We start from the raw sequence: 23,672 nt of genomic DNA, 5'->3' as shown, positions 1-23,672 counted from the left end.
GGCCTTACGGCCGTACGTTCCACGCTGCGACGACCGGCCGGCCGTGCTCCGTCGACAACCGGCTCACCGTCCCCGTCGCCAGCTGGAACAACCGCCCGTCGGCGGGCGCCAGCCCGAGCCGACGGGCCGTCAGAACGCGCAGGAAGTGGGCGTGCGCCACCAGGATCACATCACCGTCGGCGAGCGCGTCCCCGACCCGGGCGAGGACCCGGTCGGCGCGGGCGCCGACCTCGGCCGGGGACTCGCCCGGATGTCCCTCCGTGCCCGGCGGCACGCCGTCCGTCCACAGGTTCCAGTCGGGACGGGTGCGGTGGATCTCGCGGGTGGTGACACCCTCGTAGCCGCCGTAGTCCCATTCGTGCAGGTCGGGGTCGGGTATGAGCCCGGTCAGGCCCGCCAGTTCGGCGGTGCGGATCGCGCGGGCCAGCGGGCTGGTCAGCGCGAGAGCGAAGGTCCGGCCGGTCAGGAGTGGAGCGAGGGACTTGGCCTGTTCCTCGCCGTGCCCGGTCAGGGGCAGGTCGGTCCAGCTGGTGTGCTGTCCCGTGACGCTCCACTCCGTCTCACCGTGCCGGACCAGCAGGAGATCCCCCATGGCCCGTTACTTCTCCGCCGCCTCGACGGCGTGCCCGCCGAACTGGTTGCGCAGGGCGGCGACCATCTTCATCTGCGGCGAGTCCTCCTGCCGGGACGCGAACCGGGCGAAGAGCGAGGCCGTGATCGCGGGCAGCGGCACGGCGTTGTCGATCGCCGCCTCCACCGTCCAGCGGCCCTCGCCGGAGTCCTCCGCGTACCCGCGCAGCTTCTGCAGGTGCTCGTCCGCGTCGAGCGCGTGGACCGCGAGGTCCAGCAGCCAGGAGCGGATGACCGTGCCCTCCTGCCAGGAGCGGAAGACCTCCCGGACGTCGGTCACGGAGTCGACCTTCTCCAGCAGCTCCCAGCCCTCGGCGTAGGCCTGCATCATGGCGTACTCGATGCCGTTGTGGACCATCTTCGCGAAGTGCCCGGCGCCCACCTTGCCCGCGTGGACATAGCCGTAGGGGCCCTCCGGCTTGAGCGCGTCGAAGATCGGCTTCAGGGGGTCGACGTGCTCCTTCTCGCCGCCGACCATCAGCGCGTAGCCGTTCTGCAGGCCCCACACGCCGCCCGAGACGCCGGCGTCGACGAACCGGATGCCGTGCTTGCCGAGTTCCTCGGCGTGCTTCTCGTCGTCCGTCCAGCGGGAGTTGCCGCCGTCGATGACCGTGTCGCCGGGCTTGAGCACGCTCGTCAGCTGGTCGATGACGCTCTGCGTGACGGCACCGGCCGGGACCATGACCCACACCACGCGCGGCGCGGCGAGCCGGTCGGCGAGCTCGACCAGGTTCTTGACGTCGGAGAGTTCGGGGTTGGTGTCGTACCCGACGACCTCGTGGCCGGCATTGCGCAGGCGCTCGCGCATGTTGCCGCCCATCTTGCCGAGACCAACAAGACCGATCTGCATGTCAGCTCACTTTCCTCAGTACGCGGTAGGCGGCCACCAGCGCGGCCGTGGAGGGGTCCAGACCGGGGACTTCGGTGCCCTCGGTCAGGGCGGGTTCTACGCGCTTGGCGAGGACCTTGCCGAGTTCCACGCCCCATTGGTCGAAGGAGTCGATGTTCCAGACGGCGCCCTGGACGAAGACCTTGTGCTCGTAGAGGGCGATCAGCTGGCCGAGGACCGAGGGGGTCAGCTCGGGCGCCAGGACGGTCGTGGTGGGGTGGTTGCCGCGGAAGGTGCGGTGCGGGACCTGCTCCTCGGGCACGCCCTCGGCCCGCACCTCCTCGGCCGTCCTGCCGAAGGCGAGCGCCTGGCCCTGCGCGAACAGGTTGGCCATCAGCAGGTCGTGCTGCGCCTTCAGCCGGTCGTCCAGCTCGTCGACGGGGCGGGCGAAGCCGATCAGGTCGGCCGGGATCAGCTTGGTGCCCTGGTGGATGAGCTGGTAGTAGGCGTGCTGCCCATTGGTGCCGGGCGTGCCCCACACCACCGGCCCGGTCTGCCACTCCACCGGCCGGCCCTCGCGGTCCACCGACTTGCCGTTGGACTCCATGTCCAGCTGCTGCAGATACGCGGTGAACTTCGACAGGTAGTGGCTGTACGGCAGCACCGCGTGCGACTGGGCGTCGAAGAAGTCGCCGTACCAGATGCCCAGCAGGCCCAGGAGCAGCGGGGCGTTGGACTCGGCGGGGGCGCTTTTGAAGTGCTCGTCGACGATCCGGAAACCGTCGAGCATCTCCCTGAACCGCTCCGGGCCGATGGCGATCATCAGGGACAGGCCGATCGCCGAGTCGTAGGAGTAGCGGCCGCCGACCCAGTCCCAGAACTCGAACATGTTCTCGGGGTCGATACCGAACTCGGTGACCTTCCCGGCGTTCGTGGACAGGGCGACGAAGTGCTTCGCGACCGCCTTCTCCTCGCCGCCGAGACCGGCGAGCAGCCAGGTGCGGGCCGAGGTGGCGTTCGTGATCGTCTCGATGGTGGTGAAGGTCTTGGAGGCGACGATGAACAGGGTCTCCGCCGGGTCCAGGTCGCGCGTCGCCTCGTGCAGGTCGGCGCCGTCCACGTTCGACACGAAACGGAACGCCAGATCCCGTGCCGTGTACGGCCGCAGCGTCTCGTACGCCATCGCCGGGCCGAGGTCGGAGCCGCCGATGCCGATGTTGACGACGGTGCGGATCCGCTTGCCGGTGTGGCCGGTCCACTCGCCGGAGCGGACGCGGTCGGCGAAGGCGCTCATCTTGTCGAGCACGGCGTGCACCTGGGGCACCACGTTCTCGCCGTCCACCTCGATCACCGCGTCCCGTGGTGCGCGCAGCGCGGTGTGCAGGACGGCGCGGTCCTCGGTGAGGTTGATGCGCTCCCCGCGGAACATGGCGTCGCGCAGCCCGAACACATCGGTGGCGGTGGCCAGTTCCTGGAGCAGGGCGAGGGTCTCATCGGTGATCAGATGCTTGGAGTAGTCGATGCGCAGATCGCCGACGGTGACGACGTACCGCTCCGCACGCCCCGGATCCGCCGCGAACAGCTCACGCAGGTGCGCCCTCCACTGGGCGCGATGATCCTCCAGCGCGGTCCATTCCGGCCGCCGCGTGAGCAGCGGAGTGTCAGACATGAGACACCCCCTCGCCCCGCAGGGCGACGGCGTACATCTCGTCCGCGTCGAGGCGCCTGAGCTCCTCGGCGATGAGCTCGGAGGTGGGGCGCACCTTCAGCGCGAGGGTGCGGGGCGGCTGGCCCGGGAGGGACAGCGTGGCCAGCGGGCCCTCGGGGCGGTCGATGACGATCTCGCCGTTCTCCGTACCCAGCCGGACGCCGGTCACGACCGGGCCCGCGGTCTCCACCCGGTCGACCGTGACGTGCAGCCGGGCCTGAAGCCAGCGGGCCAGCAGCTCTGCGCTGGGGTTGTCGGCCTCGCTCTCCACGGCCGCCGTGGTGATCCGCATCCTGGCCTGGTCCAGGGCCGCCGCCAGCATCGAGCGCCAGGGGGTCAGGCGGGTCCAGGCGAGGTCGGTGTCGCCGGGCGCGTAGGACCTTGCGCGGGTCTCCAGCGCGGCCAGCGGTGCCTCCACGGCGTACATGTCGGTGATCCGGCGCTGGGCGAGCGCCCCGAGCGGGTCCTTGGCAGGCACCTCGGGCGCGTCCACCGGCCACCACACGACGACCGGCGCGTCCGGCAGCAGCAGCGGCAGCACCACGGAGTCGGCGTGGTCGGACACCTCGCCGTAGGTGCGCAGCACGACCGTCTCGCCGGTGCCGGCGTCGGCGCCCACCCGGACCTCGGCGTCCAGGCGGGACTGCTGGCGGTCGCGCGGGGTGCGGGCGTGCCGCTTGATGACGACCAGGGTGCGCGAGGGGTGCTCGTGCGAGGCCTCCTCGGCCGCCTTGATCGAGTCGTAGGCGTTCTCCTCGTCCGTGACGATGACCATCGTCAGGACCATGCCCACGGCGGGTGTGCCGATGGCGCGGCGACCCTGCACCAGCGCCTTGTTGATCTTGCTTGCCGTGGTGTCGGTCAGGTCGATCTTCATGGCCTGCGCCAGCTCCGTCCGTCTCGTGCGAGCATCTCGTCGGCTTCCGCGGGACCCCAGCTGCCCGCGACGTATTGCGCGGGCCTGCCGTGGGCGGCCCAGTACTCCTCGATCGGGTCGAGGATCTTCCAGGACTCTTCCACTTCCTGGTGACGGGGGAACAAATTGGCGTCCCCGAGGAGGACGTCCAGGATCAGCCGCTCGTACGCCTCCGGACTCGACTCCGTGAAGGACTCGCCGTAGGCGAAGTCCATCGTCACGTCCCGGATCTCCATCGACGTGCCCGGCACCTTGGAGCCGAACCGCACGGTCATGCCCTCGTCGGGCTGGACGCGGATGACGATCGCGTTCTGGCCGAGCTCCTCGGTGGCCGTCGAGTCGAAGGGGGAGTGCGGCGCCCGCTGGAAGACCACCGCGATCTCCGTGACCCGGCGGCCGAGCCGCTTGCCGGTGCGCAGATAGAAGGGCACGCCCGCCCAGCGGCGGTTGTCGACGTTCAGCTTGATCGCGGCGTAGGTGTCCGTGGTGGACGCCGGATCGATGCCGTCCTCCTCCAGATAGCCGCGCACCTTCTCGCCGCCCTGCCAGGCGGCCCCGTACTGGGCGCGCACGGTGTGCTTGCCGAGGTCCTCGGGCAGCTTCACCGCCTTCAGCACCTTCAGCTTCTCCATCAGCAGCGAGGACGCGTCGAAGGAGGCGGGTTCCTCCATCGCGGTGAGCGCCATCAGCTGAAGGAGGTGGTTCTGGATGACGTCACGCGCCGAGCCGATGCCGTCGTAGTAACCGGCGCGGCCGCCGATGCCGATGTCCTCTGCCATCGTGATCTGCACATGGTCGACGTACGACCGGTTCCAGATCGGCTCGAACATCTGGTTGGCGAAGCGCAGCGCCAGGATGTTCTGCACGGTCTCCTTGCCGAGGTAGTGGTCGATCCGGAACACCTGCTCCGGGTCGAACACGTCGTGCACGATCGCGTTGAGCTCCACGGCCGACTTCAGGTCGTGGCCGAACGGCTTCTCGATCACCGCGCGCCGCCAGGAGCCCTCCGGAGCGTCGGTCAGCCCGTGCTTCTTCAGCTGCTGGACGACCTTCGGGAAGAACTTCGGCGGGACGGACAGGTAGAAGGCGTAGTTGCCGCTGGTGCCCCGGGAGGCGTCCAGCTCCTCGACGGCCGACCTGAGCTGCTTGAACGCGTCGTCGTCGTCGAAGTCGCCGGGGACGAACCGCATGCCCTCGGCGAGCTGCTGCCAGACCTCCTCACGGAACGGCGTCCGCGCGTGCTCGCGCACCGCCTCGTGCACGACCTGCGCGAAGTCCTGGTCCTCCCAGTCCCGGCGGGCGAACCCGACCAGCGAGAAGCCCGGCGGCAGCAGGCCACGGTTGGCCAGGTCGTACACGGCCGGCATCAGCTTCTTGCGGGACAGGTCGCCGGTGACGCCGAAGATGACCAGCCCGGAGGGGCCTGCGATCCGGGGCAGGCGACGGTCCCGGGCGTCGCGCAGCGGGTTGCTCCAGTCGGGGGAGGGGGCGACGGCCGCGGACGCCTCCTCGGCGGCCCGTTCCTCAGTGGTCGGCTTGCTGCTCATTCCCCGTCAACTCCCTTGCCGGTCAGCGACTTCGTCACGGCGTCCAGCAGCTCCTGCCAGGCCACCTCGAACTTGGCGACGCCCTCGTCCTCCAGCTGCCGCACCACCTCGTCGTAGGAGATCCCCAGCCGCTCCACGGCGGCCAGGTCGGCCCGCGCCTGCGCGTAGCCGCCGCTGACCGTGTCGCCGTGGATGTTCCCGTGGTCGGCGGTGGCGTTCAGCGTGGCCTCCGGCATCGTGTTGACCGTGCCGGGCGCCACCAGGTCCTCTACATACAGGGTGTCCTTGTACGCCGGATCCTTCACGCCGGTCGAGGCCCACAGCGGGCGCTGCTTGTTCGCCCGCGACCCGGCCAGGGCGGTCCACCGGTCACCGGAGAAGACCTCCTCGTACGCCTCGTAGGCGAGCCGCGCGTTGGCGAGCGCCGCCCGGCCCTTCAGCGCGAGGGCCTCGTCCGTGCCCAGCACCGACAGCCGCTTGTCGATCTCGGTGTCGACGCGGGAGACGAAGAAGGACGCCACGGAGTGGATGCCGGCCGGCTCGATCCCCGCCGCCTGCGCCTTCTCCAGGCCGGCCAGGTAGGCGTCCATGACCTCGCGGTACCGCTCCAGCGAGAAGATCAGCGTGACGTTGACGCTGATACCGGCGCCGATCACCTCGGTGATCGCCGGGAGGCCCGCCTTCGTCGCCGGAATCTTGATCATCACGTTGGGCCGGTCGACGAGCCAGGCCAGCTGCCGGGCCTCGGCGATCGTGGCCGCCGTGTGGTGGGCGAGGCGCGGGTCGACCTCGATGGAGACCCGGCCGTCCCGGCCGCCGGTGGTGTCGTACACCGGCCGCAGGATGTCCGCGGCGGCCCGGACATCGGCGGTGGTCATCATGCGCACGGCCTCGTCGACCGTGACGCCCCGCACGGCCAGGTCGGCGAGCTGCTCCTCGTAGCCCTCGCCGGAGCCGATGGCCGCCTGGAAGATGGACGGATTGGTGGTGACGCCGACGACGTTCTTGGTGGCGATGAGTTCGGCGAGATTGCCGGACGTGATCCGCCCCCGCGACAGGTCGTCCAGCCAGATCGACACGCCCTCGTCGGACAGGCGCTTGAGTGCTCCCGCGGTGGCGGATGCTTCGGTCACAGTGATCATCTTCTTTCTGGCGATCGGATCAACCACGCGCGGCAGCCAGCGATTCCCTGGCGGCTGCGACGACGTTCTCGGCGGTGAAGCCGAACTCGGCGAACAGGGTCTTCGCGTCGGCGGAGGCCCCGAAGTGTTCGAGGGAGACGATGCGTCCTGCGTCACCTACGAAGCGGTACCACGTCAGACCCACCCCCGCCTCGACAGCGACACGCGCCTTCACGGACGGCGGAAGCACCCGCTCGCGGTACTCGCGCGGCTGCTCCTCGAACCACTCCACGGACAGCATCGACACCACCCGGGTCGGCACCCCGGCCTCCTGGAGCCGCTCGCGCGCCTCGACGGCCAGATGCACCTCGGAACCGGTGGCGATGAGGACGACCTGGGGCGTGCCGCCCTCGGCCTCGAACATCACGTAACCGCCGCGCGCCGCGTCCTCGTTCGGCTCGTACGTCGGCACGCCCTGCCGGGTGAGGGCGAGGCCGTGCGGGGCGGGGTTCGTGGTGTGCCGGCGGAGGATCTCGCGCCAGGCGACGGCGGTCTCGTTGGCGTCGGCCGGACGGACGATGTTCAGCCCCGGGATGGCGCGCAGGGCGGCGAGGTGCTCGACGGGCTGGTGGGTGGGACCGTCCTCGCCGAGGCCGATGGAGTCGTGCGTCCAGACGTACGTCACCGGCAGCTGCATCAGCGCGGACATGCGCACGGCGTTGCGCATGTAGTCGGAGAACACCAGGAACGTGCCGCCGTAGACACGGGTGTTGCCGTGCAGGGCGATGCCGTTCATCTCCGCGGCCATCGAGAACTCGCGGATGCCGAAGTGGATCGTACGGCCGTACGGGTCGGCCTCCGGCAGCGGATTGCCCTTCGGCAGGAACGACGAGGTCTTGTCGATGGTGGTGTTGTTCGAGCCGGCCAGGTCGGCGGAGCCGCCCCACAGCTCGGGGATCACCGGGCCGAGCGCCTGGAGCACCTTGCCGGACGCGGCCCGCGTGGCGACTGCCTTGCCCGCCTCGAAGACCGGGATCTTCTCCTCCCAGCCGGTGGGCAGCTCGCCCTTGCTGATCCGGTCGAACTCGGCGGCCCGCTCCGGGCTCGCGTCCCGCCAGGCGGCGATCCGCTTGTCCCACGCGGCGTGCGCCTCGGCGCCCCGGTCCAGGGCCTGGCGGGCGTGGGCGAGCACCTCGTCGGCGACCTCGAAGGTCCGCTCCGGGTCGAAGCCCAGCACCCGCTTGGTGGCGGCGACCTCGTCCTCGCCCAGCGCGGAGCCGTGCGAGGCCTCGGTGTTCCGGGCGTTGGGCGCGGGCCAGGCGATGATCGTGCGCAGCGCGATGATGGACGGGCGCTCGGTCTCGGCCTGCGCCGCCTTCAGCGCCGAGTACAGCGCGTGGACGTCGATGTCGCCGCTCTCGGCGGGCTCGACGCGCTGGGTGTGCCAGCCGTAGGCCTCGTACCGCTTCAGCACGTCCTCGGAGAAGGCGGTCGCGGTGTCGCCCTCGATGGAGATGTGGTTGTCGTCGTAGAGGAAGACGAGGTTGCCGAGCTTCTGATGGCCCGCCAGGGAGGAGGCCTCGGCGGAGACGCCCTCCTCCAGATCGCCGTCGGAGACGATCGCCCAGACGGTGTGGTCGAAGGGCGAAGTGCCCTCGGGGGCGTCCGGGTCGAACAGGCCGCGCTCGTAACGGGCGGCCATCGCCATGCCGACGGCATTGGCGACGCCCTGACCCAGCGGCCCGGTCGTGGTTTCCACGCCAGCCGTGTGCCCGTACTCGGGGTGACCCGGCGTCTTGGACGCGTGTGTGCGGAAGGCCTTCAGATCGTCGAGCTCCAGCTCGTACCCGGCGAGGTACAGCTGGGTGTAGAGGGTGAGCGAGGTGTGGCCGGGGGAGAGGACGAAGCGGTCCCGGCCGGTCCACTCCGGGTCGGCCGGGTCGTGCCGCATCACCTTCTGAAAGATCGTGTAGGCCGCCGGGGCGAGGCTCATCGCGGTGCCGGGGTGGCCGTTGCCGACCTGTTGTACGGCATCGGCCGCCAGCAGGCGGGCGGTGTCGACGGCACGCCGGTCGAGGTCGGTCCACTCGAAGCTGCCGGTGCCGTCGGGCGTCTGCGTGCTCATCTGTAGGCAGTCCTCTTCAAAAGGTCATTGAAACCAGCGTTGTTGCTGGTCCGACGCGTTCGACCTTAAAAGTCTGACTTTTTCGCCGGAAGGTTGGGGTGTGCCAGCCTGTGGTGAAAGTGGGACACGCCCACGCACGTCAAGGCGGTATGAGAAGGACATGGCGGACAGAACCATCCAAGGTGGCGACAGTCGGGACGGCATCCGGACGTTCGCCTTCCCGGTCGAGCTCAGCGTCTGCGGCGTCGGCATGCAGGTCGGCCCGATGGACCCCGACCACGTCTGGCACTCCGACGCTCCGCTGGACCGCATCCACCGCATCGACTTCCATGTCGTGATGGTTTTCAGCGGCGGACCCGTACGGCACATGATCGACTTCACCGAGTACGAGGCGAAGGCCGGCGATGTGCTGTGGATCCGCCCGGGACAGGTGCACCGCTTCACGGCCATGAGCGAGTACCGCGGAACCGTCCTGACCATGCAGCCCGGCTTCCTGCCCCGCGCCACGGTCGAGGCCACCGGCCTGTACCGCTACGACCTGCCGCCCCTGCTCCACCCCGACCCCGCCCAGCTCGCGGCCCTGAGGGCGTCCCTGTCCCATCTCCAGCGCGAGTACGAGGACGCGGCGACGCTGCCCCTGAGCCTGCACACCGCGGTACTGCGCCACTCCCTCAGCGCGTTCCTGCTGCGCCTCGCCCATCTGGCGGCCAGCTCGGCAGAGGCGGCGGAGCAGCAGGCGGACACCACCTTCACCCTCTTCCGGGACGCGGTCGAGCGGGACTTCGCGACCAACCACAGCGTCAGCGCCTACGCCGATGCCCTCGGCTACTCCCGCCGCACCCTTGTCCGCGCGGTCCGCGCCGCCACCGGCGACACTCCCAAGGCCTTCATCGACAAACGCGTCGTGCTGGAGGCCAAACGCCTCCTCGCCCACACCGACCTGCCCATCGGCCGCGTCGGCGCGGCGGTCGGCTTCCCGGACGCGGCCAACTTCTCCAAGTTCTTCCACCAGCACACGGAGATGACGCCGGCGGCGTTCCGTGCGGAGCTGCGCTGATACGGCGGACCGTGACACGGCAACGGGGCCCACGCGCGCGTGGGCCCCGCTCAGGTTGAAAGAACCGCTCAAGCAGTCACTCAGCGACCGAAGTTGAACCAATTCACATTCACGAAGTCGGCCGGCTGGCCGCTGGTGAAGGTCAGATAGACGTCGTGGGTGCCCGTGACGGAGGAGATATTGGCCGGAACCGTCCGCCAGGACTGCCAGCCGCCCGTGTTGCCGATCGCGAAGCTCCCGATGGGCGCGCTGCTACGGCTGTCCAGGCGCACCTCGACCAGCCCGCTCACGCCCGATCCGGCGCCGCTCGCGACCCGGGCGTAGAACTGCCTGGCGGGCGTGGAGCCGAAGTTGACGCCCCGATAGAGCGCCCAGTCGCCATTGGCGAGGGCGCCGATGTTCTGGCCGCCGCCCGTGTCGGAGGTCGACTCGGTCATCGTGCCGGACTGGCCGTCGTGCGACTCGGCCTGGATGGCGCTGTAGGCGTCCCGGTTGCCGGTCGGCGGAGGTGTGGTACCGCTCCCACCGGCCGACAGCACCTGGACGTAGTCGACGACCATCGGGTGACCCGGCACCGTGGCCGCGTCCGGGCCGCCGCCGAAGGCGTCCACGAAGCCGCCGCCCATCGCCACGTTGAGGATGATGAAGAAGCCGTGGTCCGTGGCGTTCGCCCACGTGGTCGCGTCGACCTGGTTCTCCCGCACGGTGTGGAAGTGGGTGCTGTCGACGTAGAAGCGGATCTCCTCGACGTCGGTCGAGCGGTCCCACTCCATGCGGTACGTGTGGAAGCCGGACTGGCAGGTGGCGCCGGGGCAGGCGGTGGAACCGCCGATGCCGGTGGTCTCGTTGCACGGGCCGCCGGGAGAGGTGCCGCAGTGCATCGTCGCCCAGACGGTGTTGAGGCCCTGGACGTTCTCCATGATGTCCAGCTCGCCGACGCCCGGCCAGTTCCAGTAGTTGCCGCGGTACGGGGCGCCCAGCATCCAGAAGGCGGGCCAGTAGCCGCGGGCGGCGGCGCCGGTGACGTTCGGCATCTGGATGCGCGCCTCGACGCGCAGCTTGCCGCCGGCCGGGGGCTGGAAGTCGGTGCGGTTGGTCTCGATCCGGCCCGACGTCCAGTTGCCGGCCGCGTCGCGGCGCGGGGTGATACGGAGGTTGCCGCTGCCGTCGAGGGCGACGTTGCTGGTGCTGGACGTCATCGTCTCGACCTCGCCGGTGCCCCAGTTGGCGGGGCCGCCCGGGTAGCCCTTCCCGGTCGCGTACTGCCAGTTGGCCGTGTTGACGCCGGAGCCGGCGGCGCCGTTGAAGTCGTCGACGAAGACCTGCGTCCAGCCCGACGGGGGCGGTGGCGCGGCCGCGGTCGCGGTCGGCGTCACGGTCGTGGCGGCGAGCGCGGCGAGGCCCAGCGTGCTCAGCACGGCGACGAGGGCCCGCCGGTAGGGCCGGCGTCTGCCGGGGGTGCCGGAGGTTTCACTCATGGGTTGCCTCTCGGTACGGAGTGGGGATGCGCGGGTGCCTGTCGGAGAGCGCCCGTGGGGGGTTCTTGAGAGCGCTCTCAGACAGTGGCTGCGCGGCCAATGTGCTCCCGGGCACTCCAGCCGTCAAGAGGTGCAACCGAGAAAGTCCTTGGGCAGCCGGGGAGTTCAAGTGATGAAGGCGGACATGCTCGGCATCTCCGCCCGGTGCGGGGGAATTCGGGACCGGTCCCGCACGGGCCGGGCTAGCGTGCGCGTCATCGGCACGGCCGTCGGGATAGGAGGGGGAGGCATGGATCCGGTGATGGTGCACCGCCTGGTTGTCGCCGTCGTGGTGCTGGCGGGTGTCGTCGTCGCGGTCCGTGCCTGGCGACGCCGCCGGTCCGGCGGTGCTGTCGGCGTGCCGCGGCAGCGGACCGCCGACACCCGCGTGCGGTCGGGGAAGGGTTTCTCCATCACGTTCTTCGACCGGGCGACCGGCGCCCGGGTGGCGAGCGACCCCGGACTGGTCGAGGCGTTGCTGGCCAAGCACGGCCGGTACGACCTGGTGGGCGCCCGCTACTACGGACGCCCGACCGAGGACGGCTACGAGATCAGGTTCGACTGACCGGCCCCGCGACCTCGGAGCCGCTACCGGTGACGTCCGTCCCCGGGGTGGCCGAGGTCGTACGGTCGTGGATACGGCGTCGGCCGATACGTCACGTACCGCGGCCGCGTCGTCGGTTCCTCCTGTCGTGCACGGGCGTTGAGGGCTCCCGCCGAGGTGTCCCAGTGGCCGGTGGTCAGGCGGTGCTCCAGGGTGTGCAGGGCGGCGAGCATCTCGCCGGTGGTGAAGGTGCAGTGGCCGGGGCCGTCGACGTACGCCTGGGCGAGGCGGCGGTCCGGGCCGGTGGCCCGGCGGTAGGCGCTCTCCGCCTGCACCGGGATCAGCGCGTCGCCCGTGGTGTGGATGTTCAGCTGTGGGTCGGTCAGGCGGCCGGTGAGGACGCTGGTGTCGCGCATCCACCGTACGGCGGCGGGGTCGGCGGAGATGCGGGGTGCGCGGTTCAGCGCCGCGAGGTCGGCGCGCAGGGAAGCTCCCGCCTCCTTGTAGAGCTCGGTGACCTCCTTGTAGAGCGGCGAGCGGCGCAGCATCGCCGTGTAGTCGACGCCGGTGTTCCACGACGGGTTGCCGCCCGCCCGTTGCTCGGCCTCCTGGCGCCAGCTGAAGGCGGGCAGTTGGAGGAGCCCGGTGACGGCGGCGTACTGGTTGGCCTGCTGGGCGTCCCAGTCGGTCGGCGCCGGTTCCGGCTGGGCGGGGTCGTTGTGGCCGGGGATGTTGTGCAGGGCGGCGGCGAGGGCGATCCGGGCGCGGCCCTCGGGGGTCTGCTGGGCGGCGGTGACCTTCGCGGTGAGCGCCTGAGCGGCGTTCTGCGCGGCCGCCTGGTCGGCGAAGCCGGTGAGCGGGATGTCCGCCCCGGGAGCGAGCAGCGTCCTGAGCGCGAACACCGGGTCCAGCGTGCTGTTCCAGTTGGCGATCCCGCCCTGCACCAGCCCGCACATCGACAGCGACCCGTCGAACCGGTCCGCGTGCCGCTCGGCGAGGGTCGTGGTGACGAGCCCGCCGTAGGAGGTGCCCCAGGCGAGGGTGCGCCGGGCGGTGCCGAAGCGGGACGTGAACAGGTCCAGGGTGGCCAGTTGGTCGGGGACGGCGTCCGTGACGGCCCAGCCGGTCGTCGCGTACGAGGAGCCGATGAGGGCGTAGCCGTCGGCGAGGAGTTCGGCCCGGGTCTCGGAACTGGGCGCGTTCTCGGCCGGGTTGGGCCAGCCGGAGGCGCGGTAGCCGTGGCTGTAGAGGAGGACGGTGCCGTTCCAGTCGGCGGGTACGTCCATCAAGTACGTGGCGCCGGAGGGGAGTCGGCCCTCGATGTGCGCGTCCGTGGCGGCCTGTGCGGGCAGTGCGGTCACCGCACACAGGGACACGGCCAGTAGTGCGATCCGGGTCCTCAACGGGGCATCCCTTCCGGGGTCGGCGCGGCGGCTCGGGCGGTGGGGGACTCCAGGGCGTCGGCGTGCGTCTCGCGCAGCCGCCACACCGTGAGCGCGGTGATCGCCGCGCCCGCGCACAGCAGCAGCGACACCGGGGCGCTGCCGCCGCCGAAGGAGGCGAGGAGGCTGCCCGCGATCAGTGGGGAGAATCCGGCGCCGATCAGGGTCGCTCCCTGGTAGCCGAGGGAGGCGCCGGTGTAGCGGACGCGGGTGCCGAACATCTCGGTGAGCAGGGCGCCGAGCGGCCCGTACATCGTGGACTGGGCGACGCCGTGGCCGAGGGCGAGGGCGAGGATGAGCAGGCCGGGCGAGCCGGAGTCGACCAGGGCGAGCACGGGGAAGGCGAGCGCCGCCGAGGCGATCGCACCGGCGAGCACGACGGGTCGGCGGCCGACCCGGTCGGACAGCGCGGACGCGGCGGGCAGCACGGCGAGGGCCACGCAGGAGGCGACGGTCACCGCGGTCAGCACCTGCGGGCGGGTGTACCCCTGGTCGACGGCGTAGGAGATCATGAAGCTCGTCAGCAGCGACTGGGCGGTGAACGCGCCGATGCCGACACAGGCGGCCAGCAGCACGGGCTTCGGGCGGCGCAGCACCTCCAGGATCGGCGGCTTGTCCACCGGCTCCCGCTTGACCTGCGCGAACAGCGGGCTCTCCGCGACCTTCAGACGCACGAACAGGCCGACGGCCAGCAGCACGATGCTCAGCAGGAACGGCACCCGCCAGCCCCAGCTGCGGAACTCGTCGTCCGGCAGGGCGGCGACGAGCGTGACCACACCGGCCGACAGTACGGAGCCGAGCGGGGCGCCGAGCTGGGTGAAGCTGGACCACAGGCCGCGCCGGGAGCCCTGCGCGTGCTCGGCGTGCTCGACGACCATCAGCATGGCGCCGCCCCACTCGCCGCCGATCGCGAGGCCCTGCACGACGCGCAGGGCGACGAGCAGCACGGGCGCCCAGACCCCGATCGCGTCGTACGTCGGCAGCAGGCCGATGAGGAAGCTGCCGCAGCCCATCAGGACCATGGTCAGCAACATCATCGACTTGCGGCCGAGCCGGTCGCCGAAGTGCCCGAAGACGATGCCGCCGAGCGGACGGGCGACATAGCCGGCGGCGAACGTGCCGAACGCCGCGATGGTGCCGACCGCCGGGTCGGCCTGCGGGAAGAACAGGTCACCGAAGACGAGCGCGGCGACCGTGCCGTAGACGAGGAAGTCGTAGAACTCGACGGTGGTGCCGAGCAGGCCGGACACGGCGACGCGGCGCAACTGCCGGGAATCGGGGGAGGGTTGGGCGACTGAGGGGGACGGCTGCACGGTGAGCTCCCTGGGGACGGGGCGCGGCTGGTGCCGTGAAGTTAGGCAGTCATCGTGCGGCCGTCAATCCTTTGCACAACATCAGTTCAGGCCGTCCTCGGCGATCCGTAGCAGCAGCGCGTGCAGCGACTCCCGCTCGGCCGGGTCCAGCGGGCCGAGCAACTCGCTGGTCACGCGCAGGCCGGCCTCGTCGGTGTCGCGCAGGAACGCCCGGCCGCTCTCGGTGAGGACGACGATCCGGCTGCGGCGGTCGTCCGGGGAGGGGCGGCGCTCGGCGAAGCCCAGCTTCTCCAGGTCGTCGACCAGGCCGACGATCGCGCTCGGGTCATAGCCGAGCCGGGCGCTCAGCTCGCGCTGGAGGGCGCCCTCCGTGGTGGCGAGGAAGCGCAGCACCGCGTAGTGGCGCAGGCGCAGGCCCGACTCCTGCAGGCAGGCGTTGAACAGCTGACCCGAGCGCAGGCCCAGGCGGTACAGCAGGTAGCCCGTGTCGGCGTGCAGCCCTCGCATCCACGGCTCGTCCGCGTCGATGGGCTTCGGGGTGACGTTCTGGCGTGTGATGGCTGGCTCCCTGTGCTCGGTGCGTCCTGGAGATTCCAGCATCCCGCACCCGTGGGTCACAACAACTATTGACGCCAACAATTATTGCTCTTAGCTTCGATCTCGAAGTCGCACCCCCATACGACTCGAAGTCGAACCCGTGCGACTCGAAGTCGAACCCGTGTGAAGGGACCCACCCGTGCCCAGCATCGATCTCTCCGGCAAGGTCGCCGTCGTCACCGGCAGCGGCCGGGGCCTCGGCCTCGCCTACGCGCACGCCCTGGCCGCCCACGGCGCGTCCGTAGTGGTCAACGACGTCGACGAGGCCGTGGCCGAGGCGGCCGTGAAGTCCATCAAGGAAGCGGGCGGCAGGGCCGTGGCCGAGGTGGTCCCGGTCGGTACGTCCGAGGCGGCGGACCGGCTCGTCAACCGCGCGGTCGAGGAGTTCGGGCGGCTCGACGTCCTGGTCACCAACGCGGGCATCCTGCGCGACAAGGTGCTGTGGAAGATGACCGACGACGACTTCGACGCCGTGCTCACCACGCACCTGAAGGGCACGTTCACCTGCGCCCGAGCCGCCGCCGTCCGGATGCGCGAGCAGGGCGAGGGCGGCAGCCTGATCCTGGTCGGCTCCCCGGCCGGACAGCGCGGCAACTTCGGGCAGACCAACTACGCCGCCGCCAAGGCCGGCATCGCCGCCATGGCCCGCACCTGGTCCATGGAGCTGGGCCGGGCGAACATCACCGTCAACGCCATCGTGCCGGTCGCCGCGACCGCGATGACCGAGACCATCCCCGCCTTCGCCCCGTACATCGAGGCGATGCGCAACGGCGAGCCGCTGCCGGACTTCCTGCGCAAGGGCGAGGGCTTCGGCACCCCCGAGGACTGCGCGGCCCTGGTCCCGTTCCTGGCCTCCGAGGCCGCGCGCGGCGTGACCGGTCAGTGCATCGGCATCGGCGGCGACAAGGTGGCACTCTGGTCGCATCCGCAGGAGATCAGGACGGCGTACGCCGACGGCGGCTGGACCCCCGACACCCTGGCCGACGTCTGGCCCACCTCGGTCGGCGCCGAACTCCAGTCGGTCGGCATTCCGGCGCCCAAGTTCCCGGAGGCGTGATGGACCTGGACGAGCTGGTCGCGATCGACGTCCACACCCACGCGGAGGTGTCCTCCAAGGGCCACTCCTCCCTGGACGACGACCTGCACGACGCCTCCTCCGCCTACTTCAAGGTCGAGGGCAAGCGGAAACCGACCCTGGAGGAGACCGCCCAGTACTACCGCGAGCGGAAGATGGCCGCCGTGATCTTCACGGTCGACGCCGAATCCGCCACCGGCACCCCGCCGGTCCCCAACGAGGAGGTCGCCGAGGCCGCCGCCGCCAACTCGGACGTCCTCATCCCCTTCGCCTCCATCGACCCCTACCGGGGAAAGGCGGGCGTGCGGCAGGCCCGGCGCCTGGTCGAGGAGTACGGGGTGAAGGGCTTCAAGTTTCACCCCAGCATCCAGGGCTTCTTCCCCAACGACCGCTCGGTGGCGTACGAGTTGTACGAGGTGATCGAGGAGACCGGCACCATCGCGCTGTTCCACACAGGCCAGACCGGCATCGGCGCCGGTGTGCCCGGTGGCGGCGGGATCCGCCTGAAGTACTCGAACCCCCTCCACGTCGACGACGTGGCCGCCGACTTCCCGCATCTGAAGATCATCCTGGCGCACCCGTCCTTCCCCTGGCAGGACGAGGCCCTGGCCGTCGCCACGCACAAGCCGGGCGTGCACATCGACCTGTCCGGCTGGTCGCCGAAGTACTTCCCGCCGCAGCTGGTGCAGTACGCCAACACGCTGCTGAAGGACAAGGTCCTGTTCGGCTCCGACTTCCCCGTCCTCACCCCCGACCGCTGGCTCGCCGACTTCGCCAAGCTGTCGATCAAGGACGAGGTCAGGCCGAAGATCCTCAAGGAGAACGCCGCCCGCCTGCTCGGGCTGACGAAACCGTAAAGGGGCGTGCCGATGCGCAACGAGGGACTGGGGTCGTGGCCCGCACGCCGGGCCCGCAAGACACCCCACCGCACCGCCCTGATCCACGGCGAGACGTCGACCGACTACCGCACGCTGTACGTACGTGTCACCCGCCTCGCCCACGCCCTGCGCGCCCGCGGCGTCCGGCGCGGCGACCGCATCGCCTACCTCGGCCCGAACCACCCCTCCTACCTGGAGACACTGTTCGCGGCGGGCACGCTCGGCGCGGTCTTCGTCCCCCTCAACATTCGCCTGGCCGGTCCCGAGCTCGCCTACCAACTCGCCGACTCCGGGGCCAAGGCGCTGGTCTACGGTCCCTCCTACGCGGGGCTCGTCGCAGGGTTGCCCGGCAGCACGGACGTACGCGCGTACGTCGAGGTGGGCGCCGAGTACGAGGCCGCGGTCGCGGAGGCGTGCGAGGACCCGATCGACGAACCGGTCGGCGCCGACGACACCTGCATCATCATGTACACCTCGGGGACGACCGGCCGCCCCAAGGGCGCGATGCTCACCCACGGCAATCTGACCTGGAACGCGCTCAACGTCCTGGTCGACACCGACCTGATCGCCGACGAACGCGCCCTGGTCTCCGCCCCGTTGTTCCACACCGCCGGCCTGAACATGCTGACCCTGCCGGTGCTGCTCAAGGGCGGCACCTGCGTGCTGGTCGAGGCCTTCGACCCGGCGGCCACCTTCGACCTGATCGAACGGCACCGGATCACCTTCATGTTCGGGGTGCCGACGATGTTCGACCAGGTGGCCCGGCATCCGCGCTGGCCGGACGCCGACCTGTCCTCCCTGCGCATCCTGACCTGCGGCGGCTCCCCGGTCCCGACCCCGCTGATCGCGGCGTACCAAGAGCGCGGTCTGACCTTCCTCCAGGGCTACGGCATGACCGAGGCCGCCCCCGGCACGCTCTTCCTCGACGCCGAGCACGCCGTCGGCAAGGCCGGTTCGGCCGGGGTGCCGCACTTCTTCAGCGACGTACGGGTGGTACGGCCCGACCTCGCGCCGGTGGACGTCGGCGAGGTGGGCGAGATCGTGGTGCGCGGGCCGCATGTCATGCCCGGCTACTGGGGGCTGCCCGAAGAGACGGCCGCGTCCTTCGCCGACGGCTGGTTCCGCAGCGGCGACGCCGCCCAGGTCGACGAGGACGGTTACGTGTTCATCGTCGACCGCATCAAGGACATGATCATCTCCGGTGGGGAGAACATCTACCCCGCCGAGATCGAGGACCAGCTGCTCGCCCACCCGGACATCGTCGAGTGCGCGGTGATAGGCATAGCGGACGACAAGTGGGGCGAGGTGCCGCGCGCGGTCGTCGTCCCGCGCGAGGGCGCCGCGCTGGACCCCGACGAGGTGCTGGCGTCCCTGGCCGGACGGCTCGCCAAGTACAAGATCCCCAAGTCCGTGGTGATCGCGGACGAACTGCCGCGCACCGCCTCCGGAAAGCTCCTGAAGTCCCGGGTCCGCAAGGCCTACGGCAACTCCTAGTGAAGGGCAGCTACATGAGCATCACCGTCAACGGCCTCGACGAACTGAAGAAGCTCGCGGGCAGCGACCTGGGCACCAGTGAGTGGATCGAGGTCACCCAGGAGCGGATCGACACCTTCGCCGACGCGACCGGCGACCACCAGTGGATCCATGTGGACCCCGAGCGCGCCAAGGACGGCCCCTTCGGCGCCCCCATCGCCCACGGCTACCTCACCCTCTCCCTCTTCATCCCGCTGTTCACCGAGCTGCTGGACGTCCAGGGCGTCACCACCAAGGTCAACTACGGCCTGAACAAGGTGCGCTTCCCGGCACCCGTGAAGGTCGGGTCGCGGATCCGGCTGGTGGGCAAGCTGGCGGAGGTGGAAGAGGTGCCGGGTGGGGTGCAGATCACCGTCGACGGCACGATCGAGATCGAGGGCGGTGCCAAGCCCGCCGCCGTGCTGCAGAGCCTGTCGCGGTTCTACGCCTGATCGGGGCGGACCGGCAGGAGGTCGAGCAGGCGTTCCGCCGAGGCGTCCGCGAGCGGGGTGAGCCGCTCGTGCACCCTCCGGAACGTCTTCTCGGCTCCCTCCGCCGGCCAGTCGTCCGGCAGATGCACGACCGGCAGCCGGGGATCGCGCCGGATGATCCGCAGCCACTCGGCCTGCAACAGCAGCCGCAGCGCGAGCGCGTCGTCCGCGTCCGGCAGTTCCGTCTCCCACGGCTGCCAGCGCCGGACGAATGCCTCGTAGCGCGCCGCCAGTTCGGTGAGCTCCCAGGTCTCCTCGATCATCGCGGCGATGTCCGTGCCGGTGTCGGCGTGCGCCCGGAACACCTTCACATGGGCGGCCAGGCCCAACTCGGCCACCAGCTCGGACACGTCGACCTCGCCGGGCGCGATCCACAGCCCGCTGAACAGCGGGCCGAAGCCGCTCCAGGTGAGTTTGGAGCGCAGGTCGTGGCGCTGGCGCTGCCAGGACTCCGGCAGCGAGAACCCGAGCAGCGTCCAGGTGCCGTCCCACTGCCGGTTGACCGCGCCGGTCTGCCAGATGCGCCGCTCGCCGTCGCGCAGCACGGCCGCCGAGTGCTCGGTCAGCCCGAAGTACATCCGGCGGCCCTCACGCTGGCGGCGCAGCAGACCGCGCTGCACCATCCGGGTCAGCGTCGACCGCGTCGCCTGCTCGCCGACACCGGCGCGGGCGAAGACGTCGATGACGCTGCCCGAGTACACGCACACGTCCCGGCCGAGCACCTGGTCGCCCAGGAACGTCAGCATCAGGGACTGGGGCCGCAGCGACTCTTCCATGGTCACGCGGCCCACCGTACGCCCCCGCGGGGCGAGGTGATCAGGCCCCTGCCACGTCCACGAAGATCGGGTTCGAGTAGAACCACGTGTCCGCCCACGGGTCGCCGTCGCCCGGCGCGTGGGTGATCGGCCCGTGCGGGTCGACGGACGTGCCGAGGTAGCCGGCGCCGTGCCGGTTGCCGTCGCTGCCGCGCAGCCGGACGTAGAACGACTCGTCCCCGGCGATGAGCGGAATGCGCAGGGTGTACGTCCCCTTGCGGCCGCCCACGTCCCGGCTGTGCACGACCTTGGTGTCGGGGGCGCGCCAGTTGTCCCGGTCGGCGGCCGGGCCGCGCACCGCGCCGCGGATGACGTCGACGTGTGCCAGCTCGGGCAGGATCCCGGCGGGGTTGCGGCGCGAGGCGGTCGTCACCGTGACGTACAGCGTGAGCCGCTCGCCCTTGCGGACCCGCAGCCGGCCGCCCAGCGTGACGCCCCGGGAGTGGTCGCGGTCGCGCTTCAGGCGCACCTCCAGGCCGTCGAGCAGATGCCCGTGGTCCAGCCAGACGCGGCCCGCGCGCAGGCCCGCCATCACCGCGCGGTAGCCGTAGCGGGTGACGCCGACGTGGGTGCGGCTGAACTGGCCGGGCCAGAAGTCGCTGCCGGGCTGCGGGGTGTCGGTGTTCACCGGGTCGGGCAGCCTGCCGGTGTTGTCGAAGGTCTGGCCCGGCTTCCAGTCGCCGTTCTTCCAGGTGTCGAAGACGATCCGGTGGGCGTCGGAGTTGGTGGTGACCGAGAACAGCTTGCCCTCGGAGAGCATCGCGTCCCACAGGCCGCCGACCGTCGCGGTCGCCCAGTCGAAGCCGCCGTAGGTGAGGTAGGCGTCCGCCGGGTAGCCCGGCCAGGACTGGTCGGACGGCTTGTTCTCGTACTCACCCCGGATTGAGTTGGTACCGCGCCAGCCGGGGATCGCCGCGCCCTGGGCGCCGGGCGCGCCCTCCATGCCGATCATGACCTCGGGGGCGGCGTCCCGCCAGGCGCGTATCTCGTGCGGGGAGTCGATGCCGAGGCGCATCGGGTGGTTGGCGAGCACGAGCACGTCGTCGACGTAGCCGGTGCGGCGCTGCTCGGCCAGCCACTGGATGGCCCTGACCGCGTGCCGCTCGTTGCGGGCGGTGTCGGCGTCGGCGGCGCCGCCCTTGTCGTAGCCGAGCAGCTTGCCGTCGTAGGCGCGCTCGAAGCGGGTGAGCAGGTCGACCTCGTTCGGGCCGGGCGCGGTGAACACCGTGCAGTGCTCGGCGGCCGGGATGTACCACTCCAGGCCCTGGAAGATCAGCCGGCGCGGGTTCTCGGCGCGGGCCCTGCGGATCTCCTCGTGCTCCAACGTGGCGCCGAAGTCGGCGTGCCCGAAGTTGGAGTGCTCGGTGAACACCATCCAGTCCAGGCCGTACTGGGCGCCCGCCTTGGCCAGCTGCGAGAAGGTGTACTTCGCGTCGTGGCTGTAGACGGTGTGGATGTGGTGGTCGCCGACGAGGTAGGCGAGGCGGGGGTCGCTGCCGCCGAGGCGGCGCTCACCGGCGGCCGCGGGGGAGGCGGCGGCCCCCAGGGCGAAGGTCGTGCCGAACAGACCTGCGGTCGCGAGGAGTTGGCGGCGGGACAGACCCTGCGGGTCGAGGTCGGCGGGCGGGACGGACGGGTCGGCCCACTCGGGCAGCTGCTGCTCGGTCATGACGTTCCTCAGGAGTCTCAGTGGTTCATGAACTGGGAGACGGGCAGAGCGCGTTCGACGATCCGGACATCGCCGAGCCACCCGTTGTGGATCTGGTCGATCCGGCCCCCGTACTCGTAGCCGCCGAGCAGCCAGGGCAGCCCGAGCGAGGTCAGCCCGACCGAGCGGGCGGTGGGGTTGCGCACGACGGGGCAGCCCTCGACGTACATCGTGGTGTGCCGCCCGTCGTTGACGACGGCGACATGCCACCAGGTCTCCCGGGCCGTCTCGTGGCCCCAGTTGGTGGCGATGCCCTGCTGGTTGACCGGCCGCACGGCCCACTGCGGGCCGGGCCCGTCGGACAGCGACAGCGTGGCGAGCGGCTCGTCCGGGTCGCCCTCGGTCTTGCCCGCGGCACCGCCCGTGCCGGTCCGGCTCACCAGCCCGCCCCAGGCGTTGCGGGAGGCGGTCCAGGTGCTCGGCACCTTGTAGAAGGCCTCGACGGTGTAACCGCGCTCGAAGGTCGCCGAGTTGAGCGGCGCGCCGTCCACCGTGCGCAGATATGCGCCCACCAGCGGCGACTTGTCCCCACGGAACCGCAGGCTGCCGTGCCCCGGCTGGTCCGGGTGGTGGTCGGCCGACCAGGTGAGGGTGCCGGCGCCCACCCGTACCACGGTCAGGTCGTTGCCCCGCCCGGACAGATCACGGACCGTGCCGTCGACGGCCGCACCCTCGCCGTGTCCGTCGAAGCGCCAGTACGCGACCGTGCCCCGCACCAGCAGCTCCGACGCCGGGCGCGCGGGCCGTGCGGGCACCGGGGCGAAGCCCGCGAAACGCCGCTCGAAGTCGATCGCCACCGAGAACCGGTCCTCCGGGCCGGTCAGTTCGATCTCCTGCCGCTCCAGCGCGTTGAGCCCCTTGGCGGCCCGGCCCAGGATCCACGGGGAGATCGTCTCCACGTCGATGGTGTTCCGGTCGAGATCGAAACGGTAGAGGCGGATCATCGCCGCGCCGCCGTAGTAGCGGTTCTGGTAGTTCGTCAGGTGCAGGTGTACGTCGTTCCCGGCGGCGTTCTTGCGGGTGGCGCGGGCGGCGGGCCAGAAGTGGCCGTTCAGGGTCAGGAAGATCTGGTCGTGGTCCTCGATCAGCTGGTCCCAGAGCTTCTGCCCGTACGAGGAGAGCGCGTCGTCGCCGTACACCAGTTCGTGCGTGGTGAGGATGACGGGCGCCTTCGGGTGCCGGGCGATGACCTCCTTCGCCCAGGCGAATCCTTTCGCCGACAGCCGCCAGTCCAGGGAGAGCACCAGCCACTCCCGCCCGGCCGCCTCGAAGAGGTGGAAGGTGTTGTAGCCGTCGGGCGAGGCCCCGCCGAAGGTGCCCTTGCCCTCGAAACGCTCCGGCCCGAAGGCCTCCAGATACGGCGTCGGCCCGCGCTGGTCGTCCGTGGACGAGCGGACGTCGTGGTTGCCGGCCAGCACGCTGTACCCGACGCCGTACCGGTCCAGGATCCGGAACGCCCGGCTCGCCGCTTCGACCTCGGCCGCGGTGCCGTTCTCGGTGAGGTCGCCCAGGTGGGACAGGAAAACGATGTTCTCCTCCCGGCCCTGCTCCAGCAGATAACGCAGCGAGGCCTCGATCGGCTTCGGATCGATGCTGGGCCCGTCGAACAGGTACTGCGTGTCCGGCATCACGACGAACGTGAAGCGCCGGCTCTCCCGATCCGGCCGCCACCCGCCCTGCCCGGCGGCCTCGGCGGCGGTGGCCGGGAGCGCGACCCCGGCGGTGGCGGCGGCGCCGATCAGCGCGGTGGCACGCAGAAAGGTGCGTCTGCCGGCGTCGGCCTGCGGGGCCTCGCCCCGGTCGTGGTCATGCGAAGTGCACACGGGAGCTCCGTAAAGGGGAAACGA

The 23,672-nt window shown here is 70.8% G+C and carries 20 protein-coding genes; 6 read left to right on the top strand and 14 right to left on the bottom strand.

Translation table 11 applies throughout. From position 1 onward, the window contains the following. Nucleotides 1–4 precede the first annotated feature (4 nt). The 7 genes from SSP24_RS04100 to tkt are packed head-to-tail and all read right to left on the bottom strand — an operon-like array spanning nt 5 to nt 8,876. Nucleotides 5–592, bottom strand: a complete 588-nt coding sequence (locus SSP24_RS04100) for a histidine phosphatase family protein (protein WP_141307355.1) — start codon at nt 590–592, stop codon at nt 5–7. 6 nt (nt 593–598) lie between these two features. Further along, the gene (gene gnd, locus SSP24_RS04095; protein ID WP_141307354.1) at nt 599–1,480 is read right to left on the bottom strand and encodes a phosphogluconate dehydrogenase (NAD(+)-dependent, decarboxylating); all 882 of its coding nucleotides are present in this window, start codon (nt 1,478–1,480) and stop codon (nt 599–601) included. 1 nt (nt 1,481) lies between these two features. After that, nucleotides 1,482–3,128 (bottom strand): glucose-6-phosphate isomerase, encoded by a 1,647-nt coding sequence (gene pgi, locus SSP24_RS04090; protein WP_141307353.1) that lies wholly within the window; start codon nt 3,126–3,128, stop codon nt 1,482–1,484. Then, complete coding sequence (opcA, locus tag SSP24_RS04085; protein WP_141307352.1) at nt 3,121–4,044, bottom strand: glucose-6-phosphate dehydrogenase assembly protein OpcA; 924 nt, start codon at nt 4,042–4,044, stop codon at nt 3,121–3,123. The genes pgi and opcA overlap by 8 nt, the downstream gene beginning before the upstream one ends. Then, the gene (gene zwf / locus SSP24_RS04080) at nt 4,041–5,630 is read right to left on the bottom strand and encodes a glucose-6-phosphate dehydrogenase (RefSeq protein WP_141307351.1); all 1,590 of its coding nucleotides are present in this window, start codon (nt 5,628–5,630) and stop codon (nt 4,041–4,043) included. Before zwf ends, opcA begins: the two co-directional genes overlap by 4 nt. Then, complete coding sequence (gene tal, locus SSP24_RS04075) at nt 5,627–6,772, bottom strand: transaldolase (RefSeq protein WP_141307350.1); 1,146 nt, start codon at nt 6,770–6,772, stop codon at nt 5,627–5,629. Before tal ends, zwf begins: the two co-directional genes overlap by 4 nt. A 19-nt stretch (nt 6,773–6,791) precedes the next feature. Continuing rightward, nucleotides 6,792–8,876, bottom strand: coding sequence for a transketolase (gene tkt / locus SSP24_RS04070; RefSeq protein ID WP_141307349.1), 2,085 nt, complete (start codon nt 8,874–8,876; stop codon nt 6,792–6,794). Between the two features lie 160 nt (nt 8,877–9,036). On the opposite strand from tkt, the gene SSP24_RS04065 reads away from it, so the two are divergent. Further along, on the top strand, nt 9,037–9,933 hold the full coding sequence (locus SSP24_RS04065; protein WP_141307348.1) for a helix-turn-helix domain-containing protein: 897 nt from the start codon (nt 9,037–9,039) through the stop codon (nt 9,931–9,933). An 80-nt stretch (nt 9,934–10,013) separates the two neighbouring features. On the opposite strand, the gene SSP24_RS04060 is transcribed toward SSP24_RS04065, so the two are convergent. Next, entirely contained in the window at nt 10,014–11,411 is a 1,398-nt protein-coding gene (locus tag SSP24_RS04060) for a glycoside hydrolase family 16 protein (protein WP_141307347.1), read from the bottom strand. Between the two features lie 289 nt (nt 11,412–11,700). Here SSP24_RS04060 and SSP24_RS04055 point away from each other — a divergent pair, with 289 nt between their 5' ends. Further along, nucleotides 11,701–12,015 carry a hypothetical protein gene (locus tag SSP24_RS04055; protein WP_141307346.1) on the top strand — a complete coding sequence of 105 codons (315 nt, stop codon included), beginning with the start codon at nt 11,701–11,703 and terminating at the stop codon, nt 12,013–12,015. A gap of 23 nt (nt 12,016–12,038) precedes the next feature. Here SSP24_RS04055 and SSP24_RS04050 read toward each other — a convergent pair whose 3' ends face one another. The 3 genes from SSP24_RS04050 to SSP24_RS04040 form a co-directional block, all read right to left on the bottom strand. Then, a complete protein-coding gene (locus tag SSP24_RS04050; protein ID WP_141307345.1) occupies nt 12,039–13,397 on the bottom strand; it encodes a prolyl oligopeptidase family serine peptidase in 1,359 nt (452 codons plus the stop codon). Further along, the gene (locus tag SSP24_RS04045; protein WP_141307344.1) at nt 13,394–14,749 is read right to left on the bottom strand and encodes an MFS transporter; all 1,356 of its coding nucleotides are present in this window, start codon (nt 14,747–14,749) and stop codon (nt 13,394–13,396) included. The genes SSP24_RS04050 and SSP24_RS04045 overlap by 4 nt, the downstream gene beginning before the upstream one ends. Before the next feature lie 81 nt (nt 14,750–14,830). Further along, nucleotides 14,831–15,349 (bottom strand): MarR family winged helix-turn-helix transcriptional regulator, encoded by a 519-nt coding sequence (locus SSP24_RS04040; protein WP_174864585.1) that lies wholly within the window; start codon nt 15,347–15,349, stop codon nt 14,831–14,833. A gap of 136 nt (nt 15,350–15,485) precedes the next feature. On the opposite strand from SSP24_RS04040, the gene SSP24_RS04035 reads away from it, so the two are divergent. The 4 genes from SSP24_RS04035 to SSP24_RS04020 are packed head-to-tail and all read left to right on the top strand — an operon-like array spanning nt 15,486 to nt 19,263. Beyond that, the gene (locus SSP24_RS04035; RefSeq protein WP_141307343.1) at nt 15,486–16,403 is read left to right on the top strand and encodes an SDR family NAD(P)-dependent oxidoreductase; all 918 of its coding nucleotides are present in this window, start codon (nt 15,486–15,488) and stop codon (nt 16,401–16,403) included. Then, entirely contained in the window at nt 16,403–17,278 is an 876-nt protein-coding gene (locus tag SSP24_RS04030; protein WP_141307342.1) for an amidohydrolase family protein, read from the top strand. The genes SSP24_RS04035 and SSP24_RS04030 overlap by 1 nt, the downstream gene beginning before the upstream one ends. Nucleotides 17,279–17,290: 12 nt before the next feature. Further along, nucleotides 17,291–18,793 (top strand): acyl-CoA synthetase, encoded by a 1,503-nt coding sequence (locus tag SSP24_RS04025; RefSeq protein ID WP_141307341.1) that lies wholly within the window; start codon nt 17,291–17,293, stop codon nt 18,791–18,793. A gap of 14 nt (nt 18,794–18,807) precedes the next feature. Then, nucleotides 18,808–19,263, top strand: a complete 456-nt coding sequence (locus SSP24_RS04020) for a MaoC family dehydratase (protein WP_141307340.1) — start codon at nt 18,808–18,810, stop codon at nt 19,261–19,263. Here the strand turns inward: SSP24_RS04020 and SSP24_RS04015 are convergent. From SSP24_RS04015 to SSP24_RS04005, 3 genes are read right to left on the bottom strand one after another with little or no spacing between them, the layout of a single operon-like run. Continuing rightward, a complete protein-coding gene (locus SSP24_RS04015) occupies nt 19,254–20,078 on the bottom strand; it encodes a PaaX family transcriptional regulator (RefSeq protein ID WP_141307388.1) in 825 nt (274 codons plus the stop codon). The two genes, SSP24_RS04020 and SSP24_RS04015, sit on opposite strands and share 10 nt — an antisense overlap. A gap of 40 nt (nt 20,079–20,118) precedes the next feature. Further along, complete coding sequence (locus tag SSP24_RS04010; protein WP_141307339.1) at nt 20,119–21,786, bottom strand: PHP domain-containing protein; 1,668 nt, start codon at nt 21,784–21,786, stop codon at nt 20,119–20,121. Between the two features lie 17 nt (nt 21,787–21,803). Then, on the bottom strand, nt 21,804–23,648 hold the full coding sequence (locus SSP24_RS04005) for a LamG-like jellyroll fold domain-containing protein (protein ID WP_141307338.1): 1,845 nt from the start codon (nt 23,646–23,648) through the stop codon (nt 21,804–21,806). Between the last annotated feature and the right edge of the window lie 24 nt (nt 23,649–23,672).

This window comes from Streptomyces spinoverrucosus (genome assembly GCF_006539505.1).
Lineage (GTDB): Bacteria > Actinomycetota > Actinomycetes > Streptomycetales > Streptomycetaceae > Streptomyces > Streptomyces spinoverrucosus.
The sequence above is the reverse complement of the archived record's forward strand: the minus strand, read 5'-3'. Positions and strand labels throughout refer to the sequence as shown.